Below are 25,546 nucleotides of genomic sequence, written 5' to 3' on the forward strand. Positions count from 1 at the left end.
CCGTACACTGATTGAGCGGTCTGTGTTCGCACAGTCCGACTTCGCGCGTCCGCGCAGTATACGGATCGTCGGCTGGTCTCGCATTTCGATGTGAGTCCGACGGTTCACGGGCGCCAGGGCAGAACGTCACCGACGTTCGGCATCAACCGGCAATGAAAGAGAGATACACAGCCATGGCTGTCGTAACAATGAAGCAGCTGCTGGACAGCGGCACGCACTTCGGTCACCAGACCCGTCGCTGGAACCCGAAGATGAAGCGATTCATCTTCACCGACCGCAACGGCATCTACATCATCGACTTGCAGCAGACGCTGACGTACATCGACAAGGCGTACGAATTCGTCAAGGAGACCGTTGCCCACGGCGGCACCGTCCTCTTCGTCGGCACCAAGAAGCAGGCCCAGGAGTCCATCGCGGCCGAGGCCACTCGCGTCGGGATGCCCTACGTCAACCAGCGTTGGCTCGGCGGCATGCTCACCAACTTCACCACCGTCCACAAGCGTCTTCTCCGCCTCAAGGAGCTCGAGGCCATGGAGCAGACCGGTGGCTTCGAGGGTCGCACCAAGAAGGAAATCCTCATGCTCACGCGTGAGATGACCAAGCTGGATCGCACTCTCGGTGGTATCCGCGACATGGCCAAGGTCCCCTCCGCGGTGTGGGTCGTCGACACCAACAAGGAGCACCTGGCCGTTGCCGAGGCTCGCAAGCTGAACATCCCGGTCATCGCGATCCTGGACACCAACTGCGACCCCGACCTCGTCGACTACCCGATCCCGGGCAACGACGACGCCATCCGCAGCGCCGCCCTGCTCACCAAGGTCGTCGCTTCCGCAGTGGCCGAGGGCGTGCAGGCCCGTGCCGGACTGAGCGCCGACAAGGACGCGAAGCCCGAGGCCGGCGCCGGCGAACCCCTCGCCGAGTGGGAGCAGGAACTGCTCTCGCAGGCAGCGCCCGCAGCAGAGGCCGCTCCCGCAGCGGAGGCCGCTCCCGCAGCTGAGGCACAGGCGGCTCCGGCTGCCGAGGCCCCCGCAGCAGAGGCTCCCTCCACCGAGGCCTGATCCGATGCACACGGCCCTGACCAAGAGATCTTTGGTCAGGGCCGTTTCACGGTCTGCCCCGAGTACTACCCTGACTTACGTCCCAACAGACATATGAGGAGGCTCGCTCACCATGGCGAACTACACCGCCGCTGACGTCAAGCGGCTCCGCGAGCTCACCGGCTCCGGAATGATGGCCTGCAAGAACGCTCTCGCTGAGGCCGAGGGCGACTTCGACAAGGCTGTCGAGCAGCTGCGCATCAAGGGCGCCAAGGACGTGGGCAAGCGTGCCGAGCGCACCACGGCCGAGGGCCTGGTCGTTTCCAAGGACGGCGTCCTGCTCGAGCTCGACTGCGAGACGGACTTCGTCGCGAAGAACGAGGACTTCCTGAAGCTCGCGGAGTCGATCGTCACGGTCGCCGCAGCAGCGAAGCCCGCCGACGTCGACGCCCTCAAGGCACTCGAACTCGACGGCAAGACGGTCGACACCGTCATCCAGGAGCAGTCCGCGAAGATCGGCGAGAAGCTCGTCCTGAGCAAGATCGCCTCCTTCGACGGACCGGTCGCGGTCTACCTGCACAAGCGCAGTGCCGACCTGCCGCCCGCCGTCGGCGTCCTCGTCGAGTACACCGGTGAGGGCGACGCTGCTGCGGAGGCCGCTCGCGGCGCCGCGATGCAGGTCGCGGCGCTCAAGGCCAAGTACGTCACGCGCGACGAGGTCCCCGAGGACATCGTCGCCAACGAGCGTCACATCGCCGAGGAGACCGCGCGCGCCGAGGGCAAGCCGGAGCAGGCTCTGCCGAAGATCATCGAAGGCCGCGTCAACGGCTACTTCAAGGACGTCGTGCTGACCGAGYAGTCCTCGGTCCAGGACTCCAAGAAGTCCGTCAAGGCGATCCTCGACGAGGCCGGTGTGACCATCAAGCGCTTCGTCCGCTTCGAGGTCGGTGCTTCGTAACTGCTCGTGTGAGTCGTATGGCCCCGTCGGACGAGTGCGCTCGCCCGGCGGGGCCTACGTATACCGCCACCGTCCTGATGAGGCAGGATGAGGATGGCCGTCTGAATGGGCCGGGTAGCCGCGTGGGTGCGCTCGGCCGCTGTCGAAATCGACGAGTGCTGTGGAACTGAGGAGAGCAATGTCCGAACCAGCCAACGAACGTACGGGATTCCATCGAGTCCTTCTCAAACTCGGCGGAGAAATGTTCGGTGGTGGCAAGGTCGGTCTCGACCCCGACGTGGTGACCAAGGTCGCGGAGCAGATCGCCGAGGTCGTGCGATCCGGGGTGCAGGTGGCGGTGGTCATCGGCGGCGGCAACTTCTTCCGTGGTGCGGAACTGCAGCAGCGAGGTTTGGACCGCGCGCGTTCCGACTACATGGGCATGCTCGGCACCGTCATGAATTGCCTTGCTCTGCAAGACTTCCTGGAGAAAGAGGGCATCGACAGCCGCGTGCAGACGGCGATCACCATGGGTCAGGTGGCGGAACCGTACATTCCGCTGCGCGCCCAGCGTCACCTCGAGAAGGGACGCGTCGTGATCTTCGGTGCCGGCATGGGCATGCCGTACTTCTCGACCGACACGACCGCGGCGCAGCGGGCCCTCGAGATCGGCGCCGAGGTGGTGCTGATGGCCAAGGCCGTCGACGGTGTGTTCACCGCGGACCCGAACCTCGACCCGAACGCCACGATGTACACGCAGATCACGCACCGTGAGGTCATCGAACAGGAGCTGAAGGTGGCCGACGCGACGGCCTTCAGCCTGTGTATGGACAACCAGATGCCGATCATGGTGTTCAATCTGCTGACCGAGGGGAATATCGCTCGGGCGGTGTCCGGTGAGAAGATCGGAACGCTCGTCAAGTCATGACGCGCGTGCCACGCTCGACACAGGGTTTTCTCGAAACAGAGGCAGTGACGAATCGATGCAGAACGACATGGAGGAACAGCCGTGATTGATGAAGCTCTCTTCGAAGCCGAGGAGAAGATGGAGAAGGCTGTCACGGTGGCCAAGGACGATCTCGGATCGATCCGTACGGGCCGCGCGAATCCTGGCATGTTCAACCGCATCGGAATCGACTACTACGGCGCGTTCACCCCGATCACGCAGCTCGCCAGCATCAACGTGCCGGAAGCGCGTCTCGTCGTCGTCAAGCCGTACGAGGCCTCGCAGCTGAATGCCATTGAGACCGCGATCCGGAACTCCGACCTGGGCGTGAACCCGTCCAACGACGGAAACCTGATCCGCATCTCTGTTCCCCAGCTCACCGAGGAACGCCGCCGCGAACTGGTGAAGCAGGCCAAGTCCAAGGGTGAGGACGCGAAGGTGTCCGTGCGCAACGTGCGCCGCAAGGCGATGGACGAGCTGTCCCGGATCCAGAAGGACGGCGAGGCCGGCGAGGACGAGGTGGGGCGGGCCGAGAAGGAACTCGACAAGACGACCGCCCGGTATGTCGCGCACGTGGACGAACTGGTGAAGCACAAGGAAGCCGAGTTACTGGAAGTTTAGTCACGAGACGAGGAGTGGATCGGGGACAGTGACCGTGCCAGCAGAACACGGGACCCCAGGGGGACCCATCTCCGAGGGCGACCCCTCGGGACCGGTCTCCGAGGGGAAGCCCGCGCCGGAACCGGCCACGGCCGCGAAGTCCAAGGCCGGGCGTAACCTCCCCGCGGCGATCGGCGTCGGCGTCGGGCTCGGCGTCGCGCTCATCCTGATCCTCGTCTACGTGCCCCTCGTGTGGATCGGGGTGGTCGCGGTCGCGATGGCCGTCGCCACGTGGGAGGTCACGAAGCGGCTCCGCGAGGCCGGCATCAGCGCCCCCCGGATCCCGCTGATCGCCGGAGGGCAGGCGATCCTGTGGCTCGGGTGGCCGTTCGGCCCGGTCGGAGTGCTCAGCGCCTTCGCGGGCACGGTGCTGGTCTGCATGGTCTGGCGCCTGTTCGACCACGGGTTGAAGGCGACACCGCAGAACTTCCTCCGGGACACCGCGATCACCGTGTTCGTGGCGTCCTGGATTCCGTTGCTGGCGTCGTTCGCCGTGCTGATGGTGCTGCAGGACGACGGCGCCGGGCGAGTGTTGTGCCTGATGATCGGCGTGGTCTGCTCCGACGTCGGTGGTTATGCGGCGGGTGTGCTGTTCGGCAAGCATCCGATGGTGCCGGCGATCAGCCCCAAGAAGTCGTGGGAAGGGTTCTTCGGCTCGCTGCTGTTCTGCGTGATCGGAAGCCTGCTGACGGTCACGCTGATCCTCGACGAGAACTCGATGATCGGTGTGCTCCTCGGTGTCGTGCTGGTGGTCACCGCCACGCTCGGCGATCTCATCGAATCCCAGGTCAAGCGCGAGCTGCAGATCAAGGACATGGGCACTCTGCTTCCCGGGCACGGTGGGATCATGGACCGTCTCGATTCCCTGCTGCCGTCGGCGTTCGTGACGTGGCTGGTGCTCACGGTCCTCGTGTGACCGCGCTGTCGTGACCATTCCCAGCCCGAACATCTGGCACTGGCCGGAGTGGTACGAGGTGGAGAACCGTGCCCAGGACGTGGACGGTGCGATCTTCCGGCACCTGCGCGGGGCCGTAGACTGGACGGGCGGCGTCGTCGCCGACGTGGGCTGCGGCTCCGGTTTCCATCTCCCGGTCTTCGCGGAGTCCGCGGCCACGGTCTACGGCATCGAACCCCATCCGCCGCTGCTGGAACGGGCCCGCGCCCGCGTGGGGCACCTGCCGAACGTCCGCGTGCTCGACGGCTCCGCGGAGGGCATACCCCTGTGCGATGCGTCCGTCGACGTCGTGCACGCGCGGACCGCGTATTTCTTCGGACCGGGCTGCGGCCGTGGAATTCGTGAGGCGATGCGGGTGCTGCGCCCGGGCGGCGCACTGGTCGTCGTCGATCTCGACGCGACGGCCCATCCCTACGGGGAATGGATGCGAGCCGACCTGCCGCACTACCACCCGGCGGCCGTGGAGGCCTTCTTCGCAGCGCAGGGGTTCGACCTGGCCCGAGTGGAGACACGATGGCGCTTCCCGAACCGGGAAGCGCTGCGCGCAGTCCTCGGCATCGAGTTCACCAAGAAGACGGCGTCCACGGCATTCGCGCAGACCCCCGGCGTGGCTCTCGACGTGCGCTACCGCGTGCACGTCCGCCGAAAGCCCGCCGGGCTGGAATTGCTCTGACCGGTGTCGTTACCGCGGTGCGATGTGGAAGAGCTTGGCGAGCGCGTTGATCTTCTTGGCCTTCGCCAGCCTGGGGAGGTCGCTGCCGTCCCGCACCCGGGAACCGTCCTCGCCGAGGTCCGCGATCACGTCGCGTGCCCATTCGGCCTCGGCCGGGGACGGACTCAGTGCGTCGTTGACCGGAGCCGTCTGCGCGATGGTCATGCACAGCTTCCCGGTCATCCCCATCGACAGGGTGAGCGCCGACGCGCGGATCAGCGCGTCGATGTCGGTGCCGAGGGTGGGGCCGTCGATCGGCGGTGCGATCCGGGCGGCCCGGCTGGCGACCGTCAGCCGGGAGCGGGGATACGCCATCGCCAGCGGTGAGTCGTCCATGCCGGTGTCGCGACGGAAGTCGCCGCTGCCGAACGCCAGGCGGAAGGTGGCCTCCGTCCGGGCGATCTCGGGTGCGGCCTCGAGCCCCATCGCGGATTCGACGAGAGCGAGCACCTTCGTGCCCTCGGGGAGTCGCTCGGCGGTCGCGTCGACCTGCATCCCGCTCTCGGTCTTGGCGAGCATGACGCCCTCGAGTCCGGGCACACCGTGCAAGGCTGCCAGGTCGTCCGCCCAGTAGGGCGTGGTGGCGTCGTTGATCCGCACCCACGCGCGGCGGTTCTCGCCGAGCCAGGCGACCACGTCGGCCCGGGCCCGGGGTTTGCGGTCGGGAGTGACGGCGTCCTCGAGGTCGAGGATCACCGCGTCGGCGGCGCTGGTGTGTGCCGCCTCGAAACCCTCGGGTTTGCCGGCGGGAACCAGCAGCCAGGATCGTGCTTGTTCAGCCGCGATGCGCGGTGCCACAGTCGTCTCCATGTCGGCCTTCACAGTCGTGCCGTTCCGGTGATATCCACGACAGTAATTCTGCTCGCAAGGCGGCGGCGCAATCCACTTGCGTAACTATTGTTCAGTTAGAAATTACTGTTCAGACGCCGCTGCCTATTCGCGGCCCGCCGGATCTGGATGATGCGGACACCGCCCGCGAGGGCCATGATCACCGCGCCCGCAATCGCCGCGAACAGCAGAGTGACGCCCAGCGGGAGCGTGAAATCCCAGCCGAACAGTTCGAGGGTCACGCTGTCGAGGTTCTGCAGAATGAACACGAGAAGCAGTACCAGAACGACGATTCCGATCACCAGGCCGGTCCAGGTGGCACCCACCCGCGTGTGCTTGATGCCCTTGCGGCGGGCGACGTCGGGATGCTCGGTGCCTGCCGGTGACGTGTCGGGCTGTGTCGGGTCCGTGGGCGCCGCTCCGGTACCGGGACCACGACCGGCCGGGACGTCCGGTGGGAAGTTCGAAGGGTCGTCCGGTGTTGTCGACATGAGTTGATCTTCACCCACCTGGGCGGGTTCCGCATGCGCATCGGGCGGCGAAACAACGTCGATCAGGCATCCGCACGACAACGACCCCCGAATCAATGGGACAATGGAGAAACTATGGCTGTCTCGCTTCCCCTCGTTTTCACCGCGCCCCGGCGTGGGATGCCCCCCAAGCATCTCGCGGACCTCGACTCCACCGAGCGGCGGGAGGCCGTCAAGGAGCTGGGACTGCCCGGGTTCCGGGCCGACCAGCTGGCCCGGCAGTACTACGCGCGGCTCGAGGCGGATCCGGAGAAGATGACCGACCTCCCGGCCGCCGTGCGCGAACAGGTGGGCGCGGCGCTGTTCCCGACGCTGCTCACCCCCGTCAAGCACCTGGCCTGCGACGGGGGCGACACCCGCAAGACGCTCTGGAAGGCGAACGACGGGACGCTGCTGGAAAGCGTCCTCATGCGCTACCCCGACCGCGCGACGCTGTGCATCTCCAGTCAGGCCGGGTGCGGAATGGCGTGCCCGTTCTGCGCGACCGGTCAGGGCGGGCTGCAACGCAACCTGTCGACCGCCGAGATCGTCGACCAGGTGCGTGCCGCCGCGGCCGCCCTGCGCGACGGTGACGTCCACGGCGGTCCGGGCCGGCTGTCGAACGTCGTGTTCATGGGCATGGGGGAGCCGCTCGCCAACTACAAGCGCGTGGTCGCCGCCGTCCGCCGCATCACCTCGCCCGCCCCCGACGGCCTCGGGTTGTCGCAACGCTCGGTGACGGTGTCGACGGTGGGGTTGGCGCCCGCGATCCGCAAGCTCGCGGACGAGGACCTCAGCGTGACGCTCGCCGTGTCCCTGCACACCCCGGACGACGAACTGCGCGACACCCTGGTCCCCGTGAACAACCGCTGGTCGGTGGCGGAGGTCCTCGACGCCGCCCGCTACTACGCGGACAAGTCCGGTCGCCGGGTCTCCATCGAGTACGCGCTGATCCGGGACGTGAACGATCAGCCGTGGCGCGCCGACCTGCTGGGCAAGAAACTGCGCAAGGCGCTCGGACCGCTGGTGCACGTGAATCTGATCCCGCTGAACCCCACACCGGGCAGTGAGTGGGACGCGAGCCCGAAGCCGGTGGAGAAGGAATTCGTCCGGCGCGTGCTGGCACAGGGTGTGTCCTGCACGGTGCGGGACACCCGCGGCCAGGAGATCGCCGCCGCCTGCGGCCAGCTCGCCGCCGAGAACTGAGTATTTCGTCACGCAGGCCCATACGACGAAACCCCTCGTCCCCGAGTGATCGGGGCGAGGGGTTTCGTTCGTGGTTCGGTATTACCGGGGCTTGCGCCGCAGGACGATGTCACGAATGAGGATGAAGAACATCACGGCCGCGCAGCCGATCAGCCACAGGTCCTCGACGAAACCCCTGTGGTTTCCGATGATCATGAGCAGCAGGAACACGGCGAAGAACCATCCGAAGAACCGGAACGTCTTCGGCGCCTCACCGCTCCAGCCCCATGCCGCCGACGGGACCTCCGCGGTGTCGATGTGTGCGGCCACGATGGGGTCGCTGGACGAGGGCTCCAACTGGGTACCGGCCACGATCGATCCTCCTGCAGATTCGGTTGCGCTACTCGACATATCGTGACATACGACTGCCCGTCGTATGTAGTGGGGCCATCCATGGCGGGCGGTCCGCATTCGATCAGGAACAATGGGCAGGTGGATGAAAACAGGCCCACTCGCGTCCTGCTGCTCGGCAGCACAGGTTCGATCGGCACCCAGGCGTTGGAGGTGGTGGCCGCCAACCCGGACAAGTTCACGGTGGTGGGGCTCGCAGCCGGTGGCGGAAACGTCGAACTGCTGGCCCGGCAGATTCGCGAGACGGGTGTGTCGTCCGTCGCAGTCGCGGATCCGGGCGCGGCCGCAGCGCTGGATCTGCCCGGGGTGCTGAGCGGATCCGGCGCCGTCACCGAACTCGTGCGCACCACGGAAGCGGACGTCGTGCTCAACGCACTGGTCGGTTCGCTGGGCCTGGAGCCGACACTGGCCGCGCTCGAGTCCGGTGCGCGGCTCGCCCTGGCCAACAAGGAGTCGCTCGTCGCAGGCGGGCCACTCGTGACGGCGGCCGCGGCGCCGGGACAGATCGTGCCGGTCGACTCCGAGCATTCGGCGCTGGCCCAGTGCCTGCGCGGCGGCAGCGCGGACGAGGTGGACCGCCTGGTCCTCACCGCCTCCGGCGGACCGTTCCGCGGCTGGACGGCCGACCGGCTGGAATCGGTGACACCCGAGCAGGCCGGCGCCCACCCCACGTGGTCGATGGGGCCGATGAACACGCTGAACTCGGCGACCCTCGTCAACAAGGGGCTCGAACTGATCGAGACCCACCTGCTGTTCGGCGTCGACTACGACCGGATCGACGTCACCGTGCACCCGCAGTCCATCGTGCACTCGATGGTCACGTTCACCGACGGCTCGACGCTCGCGCAGGCCAGCCCACCGGACATGAAGCTCCCGATCGCGCTGGCCCTCGGCTGGCCGCACCGGGTGGCGGGCGCCGCCGCGGCCTGCGACTTCAGCACCGCGTCCACCTGGGAGTTCGAGCCACTCGACTCGCAGGTTTTCCCCGCCGTCGACCTCGCCCGCGAGGCGGGCAAGGGTGGGGGATGCCTCACCGCCGTCTACAACGCTGCGAACGAGGTCGCCGCTCAGGCATTCTTGGACGGGATCATCCGGTTCCCGCGCATCGTCCGCACCGTCGCCTCCGTGCTGTCCGAGGCGGACGAGTGGTCGGCGCCACCGGCTACCGTGGAAGACGTACTGGCCGCCGACGGCTGGGCACGTGAGCGAGCACGTCAGCTCGTGAAGCAGGAAGGCTAGAACTGCATGGTGTTCGCAGTGGGCGTTGTTCTCTTCGCCCTCGGGATCGCGTTGTCGATCGCACTTCACGAAGCGGGGCACATGTGGGTGGCGCAGGCCACCGGCATGAAGGTCCGCCGGTACTTCATCGGCTTCGGACCCAAGGTCTTCTCCTTCCGCCGCGGTGAGACCGAGTACGGGCTCAAGGCGCTCCCGCTCGGCGGGTTCTGCGACATCGCCGGGATGACGGCGCTGGACGAACTCGAACCGGACGAAGAAGACCGGGCCATGTACAAGAAGCCCACCTGGAAGCGCCTCGCGGTGATGTCCGGCGGCATCGGCATGAACTTCGTCCTCGGCCTCGTGCTGGTGTACGTCCTCGCCGTCGGCTGGGGCCTGCCCGATCTGAACCGGTCCACCGACGCGGTCGTCGGGTCGGTCGGGTGTGCGGCGCCGACCCAGGGGCCCGGCCCCGACTTCGCCCTGTCCGAGTGCACCGGCCCGGGCCCCGCCGAGCAGGCGGGCATCAGGACCGGCGACGTCATCACCGCGGTCGACGGCAAGGACACGCCGACGTTCGCCGACGTGGCCGCCGCGACCCGTTCGCTGTCCGGTCCGGTCGACTTCACGGTCGAGCGGGACGGCGAGGAACAGACGATCGTCGTCCCGGTCCAGCAGGTGCAGCGCTGGGTCCAGGAGAAGGGCGAGACCGAACCGCACGAGGCGACGGTCGGTGCGATCGGCATCGGCGCGACCCCGAGCGTCGTCGAGCACTCGGCCCTCTCCGCGGTTCCTGCCTCGTTCGAGTTCACCGGCGACATGTTCGTGATGACCGCCGAGCGGATGGTGCAGATGCCGAGCAAGGCCGTCGACCTGTGGCACGCGGTCACCGGCGGCGAACGCGACCCGGAGACCCCGATCTCGGTGTACGGCGCGAGCGTCATCGGCGGTCAGATCGCCGAACAGGGCATCTGGGAAGCATTCGTGCTGCTGCTGGCGAGCCTGAACTTCTTCCTCGGAATGTTCAACCTGCTTCCGCTGCTGCCGCTCGACGGCGGGCACATGGCGGTCACCGTCTACGAACGGGTCCGGGACTGGTTCCGCAGCAGGCGCGGGCTTCCGCGCGGCGGACCCGTCGACTACATGAAGCTCCTGCCCGTCACCTATGTGGTGATCGTCATAGGCGGCGCATACATGCTCCTCACGCTGACCGCCGACATCGTCAACCCGATCAAGCTCTTCCAGTGATCGCTGGGCCTTTCGGCGCTATCCCGGTCCTTGTGGTCCGGGATGGCCGATCTGGTTTTGTCGGACCGTGTGGCTAGTGTCTGGGTTATGGCGGGGAGGGTGGTGAGGCGGGCGTTCAAGTACCGTTTCTATCCGACTGCGGTGCAGGCGGAACAGCTTGCTCGGACGTTCGGGTGCACCCGGTATGTCTACAACCGGGCGTTGGCCGAGCGGACGCGTGCCTGGTCGCAGGATCGGCGTCGGGTCACCTATGCGGATACCTCGAAGATGCTCACCGGATGGAAGCGGGACGCGGGGACCGCGTGGTTGGCGGAGCCGTCGAAGGGGCCGTTGCAGGAGTCGCTGCGGCAGTTGCAGGGTGCGTTCGAGAGGTTCTGGCGCACGCAGGCCCGCTACCCGCAGTTCAAGAGGAAGGGGCGGTCGAAGGATTCGGCGACCTACTTCTCGAACTGCTTCACCTACCGCGGCGGGCAGATCCGGTTGGCCAAGCAGTCCGAACCGCTGGATATTCGGTGGTCGAGGCCCTTACCGGAGGGGGCGGTGCCGTCGCAGGTGACGGTGTCGCGCAATGCCCGCGGTCAGTACCACATCTCGATCCTCGTCGAGGACACGATCACCGAGCCCCCGTCGACCGATCGGGTGGTCGGGCTCGACGCCGGGATCACCAGCCTCTACACGCTCTCGACGGGGGAGAAGATCACCAACCCGCGCCACGAGCGCACGGACCGTGCGCGGTTGGCGAAGGCGCAACGGGTGCTGGCCAAGAAGCAGAAGGGATCCCGGAACCGGGCCAAGGCCCGACTGAAGGTCGCGAAGATTCATGGTCGGATCGCCGATCGGCGGCGCGATTATCTGCACAAACTCTCCACTCGGCTGGTGCGCGAAAACCAAGTGATCGCCATCGAGGATCTGAGTGCGCGGAACATGGTCAAGAATCGGTCGTTGTCTCGGGCGATCTCGGATGCGGGGTGGTCCGCGTTCCGGTCGATGCTCGAGTACAAGGCCGACTGGTACGGGCGGCGGGTGGTGGCGATCGACCGGTTCTATCCGTCGTCGAAGACCTGCTCGGTGTGCGGGGAGATCGCCGGGGCGATGCCGCTGAACGTGCGGGAGTGGACATGCCGATGCGGCGTCGTCCACGATCGGGATGTGAACGCGGCAAGGAACATTTTGGCCGTCGGACTGGCGGTGGCAGCCTGCGGAGACGGTGTGAGACCACCCCGCACCTAAGGTGTGGGGAGGCGACTGTCGGTGAAACAGGAACCTCGGGACGCGAGTCCCGAGGAGAATCTCGGTCGTTCACGGCCGAGAGGACGTCAACGCTAAACTCGGACTTGAAGCTACGAAAGAAGGCACCCACGTGACCAGCCCTGTCGGATTGGGTATGCCCGAAGGCCCGGCCGCCGTTCTCGCACCTCGCCGCAAGACTCGCCAGCTCCAGGTCGGATCTGTCGGTGTCGGCAGCGACTTCCCGGTATCCGTGCAGTCGATGTGCACCACCAAGACGCACGACGTCAACGCCACGCTGCAGCAGATCGCCGAACTCACGGCATCCGGTTGCGACATCGTGCGCGTCGCCTGCCCGCGGCAGGAGGACGCCGACGCGCTCGCGACCATCGCGAAGAAGAGCCAGATCCCGGTCATCGCCGACATCCACTTCCAGCCGCGGTACATCTTCGCCGCGATCGAGGCCGGCTGTGCGGCCGTCCGCGTGAACCCCGGCAACATCAAGGAGTTCGACGGACGAGTCAAGGAGGTCGCGAAGGCGGCAGGCGACGCCGGCATCCCGATCCGGATCGGCGTCAACGCCGGATCCCTCGACCCGCGGCTGATGCAGAAGTACGGCAAGGCCACGCCGGAGGCGCTCGTCGAGTCCGCGCTGTGGGAGGCGGGACTGTTCGAGGAACACGGGTTCGGCGACATCAAGATCTCGGTGAAGCACAACGACCCGGTGATCATGGTCGAGGCCTACCGGCAGCTGGCGGCGCAGTGCGACTACCCGCTGCACCTGGGTGTGACCGAGGCCGGTCCCGCGTTCCAGGGCACGATCAAGTCGGCGGTGGCGTTCGGCGCGCTGCTGGCCGACGGCATCGGCGACACCATCCGGGTGTCGCTGTCCGCCCCGCCCGCCGAGGAGATCAAGGTCGGCACGCAGATCCTGCAGTCGCTGAACCTGCGGCCCAGGAAGCTCGAGATCGTGTCCTGCCCGTCGTGCGGGCGCGCCCAGGTCGACGTGTACACGTTGGCCGACGAGGTGACCGCCGGACTGGAGGGCATGGAGATCCCGCTGCGCGTGGCCGTCATGGGGTGCGTCGTCAACGGTCCCGGTGAGGCCCGCGAGGCCGATCTGGGCGTCGCCTCCGGCAACGGCAAGGGCCAGATCTTCGTCAAGGGCAAGGTCATCAAGACGGTGCCGGAGGCGCAGATCGTCGAAACGTTGATCGAGGAAGCGATGCGGATCGCCGAGGAGATGGAGGGCGACGCGACGTCCGGATCTCCCGTCGTGACGGTCAGCTGACCCGGCGCCCGCAGCGGGCGACGAAACGTCTCCCGTTTCCGGCGAGTTCGTGGCAATCTGGTGGGCAGGTCCACTAGCTGACAAGGTTGGGTAGATGCTCAAGCTCCTCGGTGCCAAACAGTTGAGCAGTCGGGACGCAGCACACGTGCTCCGCGTTCTCGACGCCGATCCTGTCGCCGCCTGCATGGTTGCCGCTCGCGTGGAAGAGGGCGGTATCGATCCCCGGATGATCCACGGAGAGTTGTGGAGTCGGGGCGGGCCGCTCGAATCGTTGTGCTTCTCCGGCGCGAATTTCGTGCCGTTGCGGGGCAGCATCGACGACATGCGGGCGTTCGCCGACCGCGCCTGTCGCACGCCGCGCATGTGCTCGTCGCTGGTCGGGCGGGCCGAGTTGACGTTGCCGTTGTGGGAGATGCTCGAGCTGGATTGGGGGCCCGCCCGCGAGGTCCGGCCCGATCAGCCGCTGCTGGCGCTGGCGAGTACGCCGCAATGCCGCCCGGATCCGTTGGTCCGGCAGGTGCGGATGCACGAACTCGAGCAGTACCTGCCTGCCGCGGTCGCGATGTTCATCGAGGAGGTCGGCATCGACCCCCGCGCCAACGACGGCGGTCGAGGGTACCGGCGCCGCGTCGCCAATCTCATCGCCGCAGGCCGGGCGTGGGCGAGATTCGAGGACGATCAGGTGGTGTTCAAGGCCGAGGTCGGTTCGGTGTCCGCGCGGGTCGGGCAGATCCAGGGCGTCTGGGTGCACCCGATGTACCGCGGGCACGGGTTCGGCGCGGCGGGCACCGCGACGGTCGCGGAGGCCGTCATCGCGGAGGGCCGCATCGCCAGTCTCTATGTCAACAGTTTCAACACGGTGGCCCGCAGCGCGTACGCACGCATCGGCTTCAGGCAGGTCGCGACGTTCGCCACAATTCTCCTGGACTGACGCGCTGGCCCGCCTACCGTGTCGGCGGTGTCCGCCGACATAGCATGGGCGGCGATGAATCTGCGGCCACACTCTCGCTCCCGCGTCGTCCAGTCGATCGCCCTCTGCGGCGCCGCTGTGCTGACGGCGGGTCTCGCCGCGTGCACGCCGAGACCGGACGGTCCGGAACCGGCGGCGCAGGCCTTTCTGACGGCGTTCGCCGAGCAGGATTCGGAGCAGGCCGCCGACCTGTCGGATCGCCCGGACGTGGCCCGCCAGGCCCTCGAGTCCGCGTGGACGTCGCTGCAGGCCGAGTCGCTCGACGCCCGGACGACGGACGTCGACGTCAGCGGTGACACGGCCACCGTCGGGTACACGTACGAATGGCATCTGCCGAAGAACCGGGTCTGGACGTATTCGGGTGAACTGCAGATGGGGCGGCGCGGCGGCGACTGGGCCGTGCGGTGGAGTTCCACGAACGTCCATCCCCGGCTGGGGGACCGGCAGACGATGTCGCTGCGGTCCACCGCAGCCCCCCGGGCGCGGGTCAACGAGCATTCCGGTTCGGATGTCCTCGTCCCGGGCGTGGTGTACCGCGTGAAGTTCGATGCGGCGCAGTCGGGCAACGTAATCGGCAGCGCCCAGTCCCTCGCGTCGACGCTCGTCACGTTCGACAACACGCTCACCGCGCAGTCGATCGCCGAATCGGCGACGGCGGTCAAGGGCGACTACCTCGTCACCCGGTTGCGGTCGGACGATTACGAACAGGTCGCCGGTGTGCTCGGCGCCATTCCCGGGGTGAGCGTGTCCGACGAGGCGGACCTCGTCGCCACCGACCGGAACTTCGCACCGGATCTGGTCGGCCAGGTCAAGAAGACCGTGATCGACGAAGTCGACGGCAAGGCCGGCTGGAGCGTGGTCACCGTCAACCAGAACGGGGTGGACACGGACGTGCTCACCGAGACGGCGCCGCAGACCTCCCCGTCGTTCTCGATCAGCCTGGACCGTCCCATCCAGATCGCCGCGCAGAACGCCGTCAATGCCCGCACCGACCAGACCATGATGGTCGTCATCCAGCCGTCGACCGGCGACGTGCTGGCCGTCGCGCAGAACAAGGCGGCGGACAAGGACGGACCGGTTGCGCTCACCGGCCTCTATCCGCCCGGTTCGACGTTCAAGATCATCACCGCCGGCGCCGCGATCTCCTCGGGCATCGCGACACCCGACACGATGGTGCCGTGTCCCGGACGCATCGAGATCGGTGAACGCAGCGTCCCGAACTACAACGAATTCGCGCTCGGCACCGTGCCCATGGCAACGGCGTTCGCCCGTTCGTGCAACACGTCGTTCGCGAAACTTGCCAGCGAGATGCGGCCCGACGCACTGACGGTCGCGGCATCGCAGTACGGAATCGGGCCCGACTACGACGTGGTCGGCCTGCCCACCGACTCGGGTTCGGTGCCGCCCGCCGACGACCTGGTGCAGCGGACCGAGGACGGGTTCGGTCAGGGCAAGGTGGTGGTCAGTCCGTTCGGGATGGCGTTGGCCGCGGCGACCATCGCGCACGGTACGACGCCGGTGCCGCGGTTGATCGCGGGTCGGGAAACCAAGATCGATGGGGAGCATCCGCCGATCAGCCCGGAGATGGTCGACGGGCTGCGCGGAATGATGCGCCTCGTGGTGACGAGCGGTACCGCCGAGCGGATCGAAGATCAGGGCGAGGTGTACGGCAAGACCGGTGAGGCCGAGGTCGAGGGCGGCTCGCACGCCTGGTTCGTCGGATACCGCGGCGACCTGGCGTTCGCGACACTGGTGGTGCGCGGCGGCAGTTCCGACAACGCCGTCGCCGTCACCCGCGACATGTTCGCCGCCCTGCCCGAGGGGTACTGACCCGGCGGCTGTCCACCGATCGGGGGACGCGGAATTCATCCTGTTCGGGGGCTGATCGGTGGACAGACTTCACCGTCGGCGCCGTCCATAGTTGGTTGCAGAAGGAAGAACCCGCACAGCGGGGATCGAAAAGCCAACGTGGACAGGAAGTCGGACCATGACCATCAGTGCAGAAGTGAATTGCGTGGAGACAGCGAACCGCACCCGGCGGGTGTTGTTCGTCGGGCGCCCGGGCGCCGGCACTGAGCTGACGCGGTGGGTTGCGTTGCGGCAGTGGGCTTCCGACCGTGGAGTCGAATCGATCACCGAATGTGAGGGTGACGTCGTCTGCGCGATCGCGACCGAGGACGTTCTGGACGGACTCTGTTCGCCATCCGATGCGATGGCGATGCAGCTGGCGCGGGCTCGAGGGGTGCCCTGCGTCGGCGTTCGCGACGCACACGTGCTCGAGGACGCGATCTGACATGTCATTCGAGATCATCGAGCGCGGCGAAACCCTCGTAGCCGGGCTGCCCGTGCGCAGCCCCCGGCGGGCGTTGGGACAGCTGAGCGACCCTCGTCTCGACCGCGCCTGGACGAGGGTGCTCCACCACAAGGTCGGCGGGCCGCTCGCGTCCACTTACATCGACTTCGCGCCCGACGTCGAGTCGTATTACACCCAGATCGTCGGGTACGAGTGCGCGACGGTGGACGACGCCACGCGGGGCCACGTCATTTCGCGGATCCCGCCCGGCACGTACGCGAAGTTCTCCTCGCGAGGCATGTTCCCGGACGTCATGTTGCGGCTGTGGGCGCAGGTCAGCGAGGCGGAGGCGCACGGCGACATCGAGCGGACGTACACCGGCGACCTCGAGGCGTATCCGCACGCCTACGCCGTCGACCTGTACATCCCTATCCGCGTGGACGAGTCCGCCGGACCGTCGAATGCAACAGGTGAGAAGTGATGATCGAGATCGTCAAGAGGCAGGCCGAATCGTTCGTGGGCCTGACCATCCCCGAAGGAAAACCAGGACGTCCCGGGCAGGGCCGGGAACTCGTCGACTTCACCGTGGAGCGGATCAGGGATCGGGGGATCTCCGAGATCTTCGTCGTCTACGCGGCATCCCCGCCGCCGCGCACGTTCACGGTCGTCGTCGGGTACCCGTGCGATTCGACCGACAAGATGGAGCCCGGCGACGTCCTGGTCGGCGTTCGTTCCGGATATTTCGCCCGATTCCGGTGCGAGGACGAATCGGAACCGGACGCGCTCGCCGAGACGTGGAGCGTCGCGGACTACGCGTCGGCGCGCGGCCGGATCGAACGCGCTTTCACCGAGGATCTGGAGGTGCATCATCCGGACGGGTCGGTCGAACTGTTCCTCTCGCTGCACTGAGCGGCGAACGGCCGGTCGCGGAAGCGAAACCAGTACTGCCGTTTCACTCGTGCTCGGCGAGTTTCTCGGGGTCGATCTCGGGCCCGCCCTTGCCGAGCCTCTTGTTCACGACGACGGTCCCGGCCCACAGCACGACACCGATTCCGAGGAGGATGCCCGCGATCTGGTACTGCACCGCGGGGCGGTCGGCGAAAGGAGTGACGAGGAAGCCGCACGTGAGGGCGCCGATGATCGGCAGGATGGTCGGTACCCGGAAATACTTGTGCTCCACCGGTTGCCTGCGCAGGACGAGCACGGTGATATTGACGATGGTGAACACGCCCAGCAGCAGCAGCGCCGTCGTGCCGCCCAGTTCGGGGACCTCACCGACGAACGTGATGAGGCCGAACGCGAGGAGCGTCGTGAAGACGATCGCCACGTACGGGGTGCGCCTCGTGGAGTGCACGCGGCCGAGCGGGGGTGGCAGGACGCCCTCCCGGCTCATGCCGTACAGCAGCCGGCTCGCCATCAGCATGTTGATCAGCGCCGTGTTGGCGACGGCGAACATGGTGATGAACGCGAAGATCCCGATCGGGAAGGCGGGCGCCCCGGCCTGAACGACCTTCAGCAGCGGAGTGTCGCCCTCGCCGAGTTCGCTCACCGGCACCAGTGCGATCGCGGTGACCGACACGAACACGTAGATGCAGCCGGTGATGATGAGACCGGTCAGCAGGACCTTCGGGAAGATGCGGCTAGGTTCCTTGCATTCCTCGGCCATGTTGACCGAGTCCTCGAACCCGACCATCGCGAAGAACGCGAGGGCGGTCCCTGCGACGACCGCGCCGAGCGCGGATCGGTCGCCCGTGTCGAACGTGGTGACCCGCGAGAAGTCGCCGTCGCCGACGCCGAGGGCCCACAGCCCGATCATGATGATGATCAGGAGTCCGGACAGTTCGACGCAGGTGAGCACGACGTTGGTCTTGACGCTCTCGCTGACCCCGCGGAAGTTGACGAGACCCACCACCGTCATGAATCCGAGACCGAGCAGGGTGATGCCGATCCCGGTGGAGAAGTCGAGGTGGAACGCCTCGACGAAATTGGCTGCGAACGCCCGCGACGCCGTCGACGCGGACGTGATTCCCGAGCACATCACGGCGAACGCGACCATGTACGTGAGGAAGTGCACCCCGAACGCCTTGTGCGTGTACAGCGCGGCGCCGGCGGCCTTCGGGTACTTCGTGACCAACTCCAGGTAACTGAACGCGGTGATGATCGCGACGACGAACGCCACCAGGAACGGCAACCACACCGCGCCCCCGACCTGATTGGCCACCTTGCCGGTGAGCGCGTAGATGCCGGTGCCGAGGATGTCGCCGACGATGAACAACAGGAGCAGACCCGGGCCCATGACCCGTTTGAGGCTTGGTTGTTCGGGCGAGTTCGAACCCGGGGTGTTCGAATTCGTGGCGTCCGTTGTCGATCCCATCACCCACCGCCTTTCGCTACCGCCTGCGTCCCTCGTTCGAGGAGACGCGTTCGCTAGGGGAGCAGCCCGAGCCTGCGCGCGGTGACCACCGCCTCGTGCCGCGACCGTGCGTCGAGCTTGCTCATGGCGCTGCGCAGATAACTTTTCACCGTCTCGGGCCCGACCGAGAGTCGCTGGGCCGCTTCACTGTTGGTACAACCCAGGGCGACGTGGGACAGGACGTCGATCTCACGTGGAGTGAGGTGGACGCCGGGGTCCTCGTCGGCGCCACCGGCGTCCGGCCGCAGGATCCCGGCCAGCCTCTGCGACAGCCCGCGGAGTCGGGCCTGCAGCGAGGTGTCGGTGACGGTCTGCGCGACACTCCGCAGTTCCGCGTGGATGTCCCGGAGTTCCTCGGTGGTGGCGCCACCTGCGCCGTTGCCCTCGAGCGTCTTCATCATCTCGAGGCGGCGATCGACCTCGTCCCGGATGGCGATCTCGGTACCGAGGCGTCGCGACGCCGCGACGACGATGTCCGCGGTGCGGTCGCCGATCGGCGCGCAATCGCGGATGGCGGCGTACAGCACCGCGCGCGAACTGCCGTGCACCATGACGGGCACTGCCAGGATGGACCGGAGTCCCTCACTGAGGACGGGCCGGTCGTAGTGGTGCGTGATGGTCGAGGCTCTGCCGTAGTCGTTGACCGACGCGGGTGTGCGCTGGGCGACCACGCGCCCGCCCAGTCCGGACCGCGCCGGGATGGCGAGCCCCTTGAGGTTGTTGGTGCGGGTGCCGACGAACTCGCTGAGGTGGAGTGTGTCGTCCTGGACCTCGCCGGCGAACAGGACCGGCGCAACGCCGTGAGCTGCGATGGCGCGCAGCTCACCACGTAGTGCGTCCCCGTCCCGAGGGCGCAGCAGCGACGGTGCACGAGCAACCAAGTCGTCACCCCTTTCCGGGGGTAGTCACAGCGGTCTGTGAGCTAGATCATAACCGTAGTGGGTTCGGGCGACGGCCCGACCTCTTTACCTGGCCATGAGAACACGAGGAGTACCGCATGACCACCGATCCCGCCGCACGCGTGCGTGAACTGCTGGACCAGTACGACACGCCGACGGCGTCCGCCGCGGAACTGCTGTGTGATCGACACCCCGCCGACGACGTGGCGTTCACCGTCGTCGAAGCCGACCTGTCGTCGACGGACCTCACCTACGGCTACCTGCGCGAGCAGTCGTCACGCTTCGCCGCCGCACTGGCGGACCTCGGGGTGGAGCCGGGTGACCACGTCGCGACGCTGATGGGCAAGTCGGCGGAACTGGTGGTCGCACTGCTCGGGATCTGGCGCCGGGGCGCCGTCCACGTCCCCCTGTTCACCGCGTTCGCGCCGCCGGCGATCGCGTTCCGGCTCGGTGCCAGCGGCGCGAAGGTCGTCGTCTCCGACGCCAATCAGGTCGAGAAGCTGGCCCCCGGGGAAGACATTCCCGCGGACGCGTCGTGGCAGGTCGTCGTCGTGGGTGGCGGCTCCGGCGCTCTCGATTTCGCGACGCTCGTGGAGTCGCGCGACGCGGCGGACGGGAAGGGCGCGGCCGTCACGGTCGGCGGCGCGGGACCCCTCGTCCAGTTGTTCACCAGTGGCACGACCGGGACCCCGAAGGGCGTTCCGGTGCCCCTGCGCGCACTCGCGTCGTTCCACGCCTACCAGGAGTTCGGCCTCGACGTCCGCAAGGACGACGTGTTCTGGAACGCCGCCGACCCCGGCTGGGCGTACGGCCTGTACTACGCGCTGCTCGGGCCCCTTGCCGCGGGCACCCGCAGCATCTTGCTGCACGCCGGGTTCTCCGCACCCCTCACCTGGCAGGTGATGGAGCGGTTCGGCGTCACCAACTTCGCCGCTGCGCCCACGGTCTACCGCAGCCTGCGGGCCGATCCCACTCCGATCCCCGAGACGGTGAAACTGCGGCGCGCGTCGTCGGCGGGTGAACCCCTCACCCCCGACGTGATCTCGTGGGCCGAGGCCAACCTGAACGTGTTCGTCCGCGACCACTACGGCCAGACCGAACACGGCATGTTCATCGCCAACGCCTGGGCCGACGAGCTCCGGGACGAGGTGCGCGAGGGCTCCATGGGCAAACCCTTGCCGGGGTGGGCGTGTGCCGTCCTCGAGGACGATTCCGACGCCGTCGCCCCGCCGCGCACCCCGGGGCGGGTCGCCATCGACACCCTGGGCAGCCCGCTGATGTGGTTCACCGGCTACGTAGACGCACCGGAGAAGACCGCGCAGCGGTTCACCGCCGACGGGCGCTGGTACCTCACCGGCGACGCCGGCCAGACCGACGAGGACGGCTTCTACTTCTTCTCCGCCCGCGACGACGACGTGATCATCATGGCCGGCTACCGGATCGGGCCGTTCGACGTCGAGAGCGTGCTCGTCATGCACGACCACGTCGTCGAGGCGGCCGTCGTCGGGATGCCCGACGAACTGCGCGGTGAGGTGCTCGAGGCGTTCGTCGTCCTGCGCGACGGCATCGACGGGACCGGCGAACTCGAGGTCGAACTGCAGACGCTGGTGAAGAAGAAGTTCGCCGCGCACGCCTACCCGCGCACCGTGCACTTCGTCCCGAGCCTGCCGAAGACCCCCAGCGGCAAGGTGCAGCGGTACCTGCTCCGCCAGAAGTAGTAGGCGGCTCCGCCGCCCGTGCGCGGTTGAGGAGTGTCAGGACTCGTTAACCACGCACGGGTGCGTCAGCGCCTGCGGAGGCGGCCGACGACCAGCAGGGCGAGCAGGGTGACCGCCAGGAGCAGGGTGGTGTCGGCCGCGGCGAGGAACACCCGGCCGCGGTCGGTGAGACCGAAGATGCTCACCGGCAACGTCTTCCAGGTCGCCGGGTACACCATCACGGTCGCGCCCAGTTCGCCCATCGACAGTGCGATCGACAGGCCGGCCGCGGCACCGAGGGCCGGGAGCAGCAGCGGCAGGGTGATCCGCAGCAGGACGCGGGCAGGGCCGGCGCCGAGGGACTCGGCGGCCTGCCGGTACGCGGGATCGAGCCGGTCCAGTGCCGCCGAGACAGCGCTGAACGTGAACGCCAGCACGAGGATGGTGTGCGCCAGGATCACGATCCACTTGGTTCCGCCGAGCAGCAGCGGCCGCGAGTTGAACGCGATCAGCAGACCGAGACCGATCGCGACGGACGGGATCGCGATCGGCAGGTGGAAGACGGCGTCGGTGACGCGGCGCAACCACGCCGGCGCCTCCCGCGCCGCCAGTGCCGCCCACGTCCCGACCGCGAGTGCCAGTGCACCCGCGATGAACGCCGTCTGCAGGCTGACGGTCAGGCTGGCGAGATTCTCGTCGGACAGTGCCGCCGCGAAGTTCCGGCCACCGAGGTCCGAGGGCAGTGGGCCCGTCCAGGATCCGGCGAGGCCGGCGGCGACCACGGTGGCGATCGGTGCCGCGAAGACGACGGTCACCACGAGGCCGAACAGGCTCAGGGCCAGCGCCCTAGATCTTGTCGTCCACAGCAGCACGGCTGCCTCCCGTCAGTGTCGCGAACAGAAATCGGTACGTGCAGTACAGGGCCAGCGACAACGCCACCTGGACCGTGGCGATCACGGCCGCGCCCGGCAGGTCGAACGTGACGATGCCGCGTGTGTAGATCAGGACGGGCAGTGTCACCACGTCCTTGGCGCCCGTGAACAGGACGATGCCGAACTCGTTGAGGGTGAGCAGCAGCACCAGCGAGCCACCTGTCAGCAGCGCGGGCCAAGCCTCCGGCATCACGACGGTCCGCAGCACCCGCAGCGGCGACGCCCCGAGACTGGCGGCGACGTCGAGTTGTTCGCGGGGGATCTGGGTGAACGCGGCGAGCAGGGGGCGGACGACGAACGGGGTGAAGAACGTGATCTCGGCGGCGATCACTCCGAGTGGGGTGCCGACGAAGTTCAGCGGCCCGTCGGCGTCGCCGGTGATCTGCGTGATCAGTGCGTTGACCGCCCCGGCGGTGCCGTAGAGGAACGTGAACGCCAGGGTGATCAGGAACGACGGCAGCGACAGCACCGCGTCGATCAGCCGGCCCACGACGGTCGATCCCGCGAACGGGACGAACGCCAGTACCAGCGCGAGGAATGTGCCGAGGACCAGGCAGCCGAGCGTCGAGAGGGCGGCGATCTGCACTGTCCGCCACAGCGCCGTGCGGAACAGTTCAGAGCCGAGGACGCCGGACCAGGTGTCCAGACCGGAACCGGTGCCGGAGTCGAGGGATTCGGTGAGCACCCGCGCCATCGGGTAGACGGCGAATCCGAGGACGAGCAGCAGGGGTGGGAGCGTCCAGGCCATGGCGCGCCACCGGACCGGTTCGGGCCGGGGCGGGGCCGCCTCGGTGGGCGGACGTTCGAGTGTCGCGGTCATGCCGCCGGCACCAGGACGCTGCCGTCGGAGGGGAACTGGACGCCGACGACGGCGCCCGGTGTGCGCTGGTCGTGGCCGGCGACGTCCGCGTCCACCTGCACGCCCTCGAGTTCGTCGACGGCGAGGGTGATCCGTGTGGTCGACCCGCGCCACACCGTCGAGACGATCCGCGCCGCGAACGATCCCTTCGCGCCGGGCGCCGTCAGCGTGACCGCGTGCGGGCGGACGCACAGGAATGCGGGCAGGTCCGACTCCCACGCGACGTGCCCGATGTCGGGTTGCGGGGCCGTCGCGGTGACGGGGACGCCGCCGATGGACACGAGCGCCGACGTTCCGATCACCCGGGTGACGGTGCACGGCAACAGGTTGGCGCCGCCGAGGAATTCTGCGGTGAAACTGCTGGGCGGCCGCTTCCACAGGTTCTCGGCGGTGTCGACGTCCGCGAGCCGGGAGTTGCGCATGACGGCGATCCGGTCGGCCAGCGCCAGCGCCTCGCCCTGGTCGTGGGTGACGTACAGCATCGCCGTGTCGGGCAGGGCCGCCCGCAACCGGGTGAGCTCGCCGAGCATGCTCTCGCGCAACTGCGCGTCGAGGGCGGCGAGTGGTTCGTCGAGCAGCAGGACCGCGGGCCGGATCGCCAGAGCCCGGGCGATCGCGATCCGCTGCTGCTGTCCGCCGGACAGTTCGCGGGGCAGGCGCTTGCCGTAGGCGGCCATGCCGACCATCTCGAGGGCCTCGGTCACCCGCGCGCCGATCTCCGCGCGCGGTACCCGCCGGGCGCGGAGCCCGAACGCGACGTTGTCGGCGACCGTCATGTGCGGGAACAGCGCGTAGGACTGCACGACGACACCGATTCCCCGTTTCGCAGGCGGAAGCCCGGTGACGTCGCGTGATCCGAGCCGCACCGAACCCGAAGTGGGACGGACGAATCCGGCGAGGGCCTTCAGCGCGGTCGACTTTCCGGAACCGCTCGGCCCGAGGAGGGCGACGGTTTCACCGCGGGCGACGCGGAGGGTGAAGTCGACGAGGGCGTGGGTGACACCCCTGCCGCGTCCGTAGGCGACGGTGACCCGGTCGAACGTAATGGCGGGTGCGGAGTAGTCGGTGGCCCCGCGGACCGCGGGGGTGTGCGACGGGTGCGTCCGCCCGGTGGGAATTCCCGACACGATCAGCTCCCGGTGGCCTTCTGGTACGCGGCGACGTCTGAATCGAGTTCGGTGAGTACGTCGTTCCAGTTCGGCGACCACACCTGGACGCCCTGCAGGGCGCGCGCCGGGGCGCTGTCGCTCGCGGCGGCGCGCACGTCCTCGCGGACCGACACGCCGCGCGCCTCGTCGGCGACCGTCTTCTGTGACTCCTCGGACAGCAGGAACTCCATCAACTGCCTGCCCTGCTCGCTGCGCGGCGCGCCCTTCGCCAGGCCCATCACGTACGGCAGGGCGACGGTGGTGCGGGTGCCGTCGGCGGCAGCGGGGAAGAAGAGGTCGAACGTCGAGCCGTCGTCGGCGATGGAGGTGAGGTTCATCTGGACGTCGCCGTTGGCCACGAGCAGTTCGCCGTTGCTGACCTTCGGCTGCAGTTTGCCCGTCGAGGACGACGGTCCCACGTTGTTGGCCTGGAGCTTCGCGAGGTAGTCGAGCGCGCCATCCTTGCCCATCAGGTGCTGCAGGAGCAGCAGCACCGCGGTGCCGTCGCCGGCCTGACCGGGGGTGGAGTACTGGATCCTGCCCTCGAGTCGGTCGGACAGCAGGTCGTCCCAGGTGCGGGGAGCGGGCGACGCCGCAGGGTTGGCGATGAAGGACAGGTAGTTCCCCACGACGGGAACGTAGCGGCCGGCCGGGTCGGTCTCGGCAGCGGGGACGGCGGAGGTGTCGACGCCACTGGGGACGAGCAATCCCTGGGCGTCCGCCTTCTGGATGAACGGCGGCAGCGTGACGACGACGTCGGCCTGCGGGTTCGACTGCTCCTTGTCGAGGCGGGAGACGACTTCGCCGGATCCGGCTTCCACGAGGTTCACCGCGATCCCGGTCCGTTCGGTGAAGGCGTCGAAACGCGACTGGTACCACCCGGAGAGTCCGTCGGCGCTGTACACGGTGACGGTGTCGGTGCCCGAGCTGGCGGCGGTACCGGTTCCGCCGCAAGCGGTTCCGAGGGTGAGGACGGTCGCGGCCAGGGCGGCGGCGGCGATCCGTAGGCGAAGACGCATGGCGTGTTCCTAACGATGAGGGGGTCGGTGCCGAGGAGCCTGCCGTTTGGTCTAGACCATTGGGCCACCGTTGGGGGAACGGCAGGTGAACAATTGGTATAGACCATTTTTCGGGTACGCTCGGCCGCATGAACGACGACGGCGACGCGTCC

26 protein-coding genes are annotated in these 25,546 nt (G+C 67.8%); 17 read left to right on the plus strand and 9 right to left on the minus strand.

From position 1 onward, the window contains the following. Positions 1-173: 173 nt before the first annotated feature. From rpsB to AC1DWT_RS03550, 6 genes are all read left to right on the plus strand, one after another. Positions 174-1,058, plus strand: coding sequence for a 30S ribosomal protein S2 (rpsB, locus tag AC1DWT_RS03525; protein WP_005259344.1), 885 nt, complete (start codon positions 174-176; stop codon positions 1,056-1,058). Between the two features lie 112 nt (positions 1,059-1,170). Continuing rightward, positions 1,171-1,995: a translation elongation factor Ts gene (gene tsf / locus AC1DWT_RS03530; protein ID WP_477919754.1), complete on the plus strand. Its 825-nt coding sequence runs from the start codon at positions 1,171-1,173 to the stop codon at positions 1,993-1,995. 178 nt (positions 1,996-2,173) lie between these two features. Further along, positions 2,174-2,902, plus strand: coding sequence for a UMP kinase (gene pyrH / locus AC1DWT_RS03535; protein WP_015890300.1), 729 nt, complete (start codon positions 2,174-2,176; stop codon positions 2,900-2,902). Between the two features lie 81 nt (positions 2,903-2,983). After that, positions 2,984-3,541, plus strand: coding sequence for a ribosome recycling factor (gene frr, locus AC1DWT_RS03540; RefSeq protein ID WP_387486688.1), 558 nt, complete (start codon positions 2,984-2,986; stop codon positions 3,539-3,541). Between the two features lie 28 nt (positions 3,542-3,569). Beyond that, on the plus strand, positions 3,570-4,496 hold the full coding sequence (locus AC1DWT_RS03545) for a phosphatidate cytidylyltransferase (RefSeq protein ID WP_095860764.1): 927 nt from the start codon (positions 3,570-3,572) through the stop codon (positions 4,494-4,496). Between the two features lie 10 nt (positions 4,497-4,506). Continuing rightward, on the plus strand, positions 4,507-5,208 hold the full coding sequence (locus AC1DWT_RS03550; protein ID WP_072937823.1) for a class I SAM-dependent methyltransferase: 702 nt from the start codon (positions 4,507-4,509) through the stop codon (positions 5,206-5,208). 9 nt (positions 5,209-5,217) lie between these two features. Here AC1DWT_RS03550 and AC1DWT_RS03555 read toward each other — a convergent pair whose 3' ends face one another. Together AC1DWT_RS03555 and AC1DWT_RS03560 are read right to left on the minus strand one after the other, a co-directional pair. Further along, complete coding sequence (locus AC1DWT_RS03555; protein ID WP_174705456.1) at positions 5,218-6,069, minus strand: HpcH/HpaI aldolase/citrate lyase family protein; 852 nt, start codon at positions 6,067-6,069, stop codon at positions 5,218-5,220. A gap of 83 nt (positions 6,070-6,152) precedes the next feature. Next, positions 6,153-6,566 carry a LapA family protein gene (locus AC1DWT_RS03560; RefSeq protein WP_072937824.1) on the minus strand — a complete coding sequence of 138 codons (414 nt, stop codon included), beginning with the start codon at positions 6,564-6,566 and terminating at the stop codon, positions 6,153-6,155. Between the two features lie 114 nt (positions 6,567-6,680). Here AC1DWT_RS03560 and rlmN point away from each other — a divergent pair, with 114 nt between their 5' ends. After that, positions 6,681-7,790 carry a dual-specificity RNA methyltransferase RlmN gene (gene rlmN / locus AC1DWT_RS03565; protein WP_095860763.1) on the plus strand — a complete coding sequence of 370 codons (1,110 nt, stop codon included), beginning with the start codon at positions 6,681-6,683 and terminating at the stop codon, positions 7,788-7,790. A gap of 81 nt (positions 7,791-7,871) precedes the next feature. On the opposite strand, the gene AC1DWT_RS03570 is transcribed toward rlmN, so the two are convergent. Then, on the minus strand, positions 7,872-8,141 hold the full coding sequence (locus tag AC1DWT_RS03570; RefSeq protein WP_072937825.1) for a DUF2631 domain-containing protein: 270 nt from the start codon (positions 8,139-8,141) through the stop codon (positions 7,872-7,874). Between the two features lie 81 nt (positions 8,142-8,222). Here AC1DWT_RS03570 and dxr point away from each other — a divergent pair, with 81 nt between their 5' ends. The 9 genes from dxr (at position 8,223) to AC1DWT_RS03615 (ending at position 17,336) form a co-directional block, all read left to right on the plus strand. Continuing rightward, positions 8,223-9,419, plus strand: a complete 1,197-nt coding sequence (gene dxr, locus AC1DWT_RS03575; protein WP_371851538.1) for a 1-deoxy-D-xylulose-5-phosphate reductoisomerase — start codon at positions 8,223-8,225, stop codon at positions 9,417-9,419. 6 nt (positions 9,420-9,425) lie between these two features. Continuing rightward, entirely contained in the window at positions 9,426-10,646 is a 1,221-nt protein-coding gene (locus tag AC1DWT_RS03580) for a M50 family metallopeptidase (RefSeq protein WP_095860762.1), read from the plus strand. An 87-nt stretch (positions 10,647-10,733) separates the two neighbouring features. Beyond that, the gene (locus tag AC1DWT_RS03585; RefSeq protein WP_477919761.1) at positions 10,734-11,876 is read left to right on the plus strand and encodes an RNA-guided endonuclease InsQ/TnpB family protein; all 1,143 of its coding nucleotides are present in this window, start codon (positions 10,734-10,736) and stop codon (positions 11,874-11,876) included. A 130-nt stretch (positions 11,877-12,006) separates the two neighbouring features. Beyond that, on the plus strand, positions 12,007-13,164 hold the full coding sequence (gene ispG, locus AC1DWT_RS03590) for a flavodoxin-dependent (E)-4-hydroxy-3-methylbut-2-enyl-diphosphate synthase (RefSeq protein WP_072937829.1): 1,158 nt from the start codon (positions 12,007-12,009) through the stop codon (positions 13,162-13,164). Between the two features lie 94 nt (positions 13,165-13,258). Continuing rightward, positions 13,259-14,095, plus strand: a complete 837-nt coding sequence (locus AC1DWT_RS03595) for a GNAT family N-acetyltransferase (RefSeq protein ID WP_015890310.1) — start codon at positions 13,259-13,261, stop codon at positions 14,093-14,095. 54 nt (positions 14,096-14,149) lie between these two features. Continuing rightward, positions 14,150-15,964, plus strand: a complete 1,815-nt coding sequence (locus tag AC1DWT_RS03600) for a penicillin-binding transpeptidase domain-containing protein (RefSeq protein ID WP_208613738.1) — start codon at positions 14,150-14,152, stop codon at positions 15,962-15,964. A gap of 157 nt (positions 15,965-16,121) precedes the next feature. Next, positions 16,122-16,427 carry a hypothetical protein gene (locus tag AC1DWT_RS03605; RefSeq protein WP_072937830.1) on the plus strand — a complete coding sequence of 102 codons (306 nt, stop codon included), beginning with the start codon at positions 16,122-16,124 and terminating at the stop codon, positions 16,425-16,427. A gap of 1 nt (position 16,428) precedes the next feature. Continuing rightward, positions 16,429-16,908: a GyrI-like domain-containing protein gene (locus AC1DWT_RS03610; protein WP_477919764.1), complete on the plus strand. Its 480-nt coding sequence runs from the start codon at positions 16,429-16,431 to the stop codon at positions 16,906-16,908. Next, positions 16,908-17,336: an AraC family transcriptional regulator gene (locus AC1DWT_RS03615; RefSeq protein WP_387486703.1), complete on the plus strand. Its 429-nt coding sequence runs from the start codon at positions 16,908-16,910 to the stop codon at positions 17,334-17,336. The genes AC1DWT_RS03610 and AC1DWT_RS03615 overlap by 1 nt, the downstream gene beginning before the upstream one ends. Positions 17,337-17,379: 43 nt before the next feature. Here the strand turns inward: AC1DWT_RS03615 and AC1DWT_RS03620 are convergent, their stop codons facing one another. Further along, the gene (locus AC1DWT_RS03620; RefSeq protein ID WP_387486706.1) at positions 17,380-18,801 is read right to left on the minus strand and encodes an APC family permease; all 1,422 of its coding nucleotides are present in this window, start codon (positions 18,799-18,801) and stop codon (positions 17,380-17,382) included. Positions 18,802-18,854: 53 nt separating this feature from the next. Then, positions 18,855-19,721, minus strand: coding sequence for a helix-turn-helix transcriptional regulator (locus AC1DWT_RS03625; protein WP_072937834.1), 867 nt, complete (start codon positions 19,719-19,721; stop codon positions 18,855-18,857). A gap of 116 nt (positions 19,722-19,837) precedes the next feature. Between AC1DWT_RS03625 and AC1DWT_RS03630 the strand changes: the two genes are divergently transcribed. After that, entirely contained in the window at positions 19,838-21,457 is a 1,620-nt protein-coding gene (locus AC1DWT_RS03630; protein WP_477919767.1) for an AMP-binding protein, read from the plus strand. Positions 21,458-21,522: 65 nt separating this feature from the next. Here AC1DWT_RS03630 and AC1DWT_RS03635 read toward each other — a convergent pair whose 3' ends face one another. The 4 genes from AC1DWT_RS03635 to AC1DWT_RS03650 are packed head-to-tail and all read right to left on the minus strand — an operon-like array spanning position 21,523 to position 25,394. Further along, on the minus strand, positions 21,523-22,308 hold the full coding sequence (locus AC1DWT_RS03635) for an ABC transporter permease (RefSeq protein WP_387486713.1): 786 nt from the start codon (positions 22,306-22,308) through the stop codon (positions 21,523-21,525). Next, on the minus strand, positions 22,283-23,188 hold the full coding sequence (locus AC1DWT_RS03640) for a 2-aminoethylphosphonate ABC transporter permease subunit (protein WP_477919770.1): 906 nt from the start codon (positions 23,186-23,188) through the stop codon (positions 22,283-22,285). The genes AC1DWT_RS03635 and AC1DWT_RS03640 overlap by 26 nt, the downstream gene beginning before the upstream one ends. Next, the gene (locus tag AC1DWT_RS03645; RefSeq protein ID WP_387486719.1) at positions 23,185-24,354 is read right to left on the minus strand and encodes an ABC transporter ATP-binding protein; all 1,170 of its coding nucleotides are present in this window, start codon (positions 24,352-24,354) and stop codon (positions 23,185-23,187) included. Before AC1DWT_RS03645 ends, AC1DWT_RS03640 begins: the two co-directional genes overlap by 4 nt. 2 nt (positions 24,355-24,356) lie before the next feature. Next, positions 24,357-25,394 (minus strand): 2-aminoethylphosphonate ABC transporter substrate-binding protein, encoded by a 1,038-nt coding sequence (locus AC1DWT_RS03650; RefSeq protein ID WP_477919772.1) that lies wholly within the window; start codon positions 25,392-25,394, stop codon positions 24,357-24,359. Positions 25,395-25,546 lie beyond the last annotated feature (152 nt).

The organism is Rhodococcus sp. P4_B6, assembly GCF_056402215.1.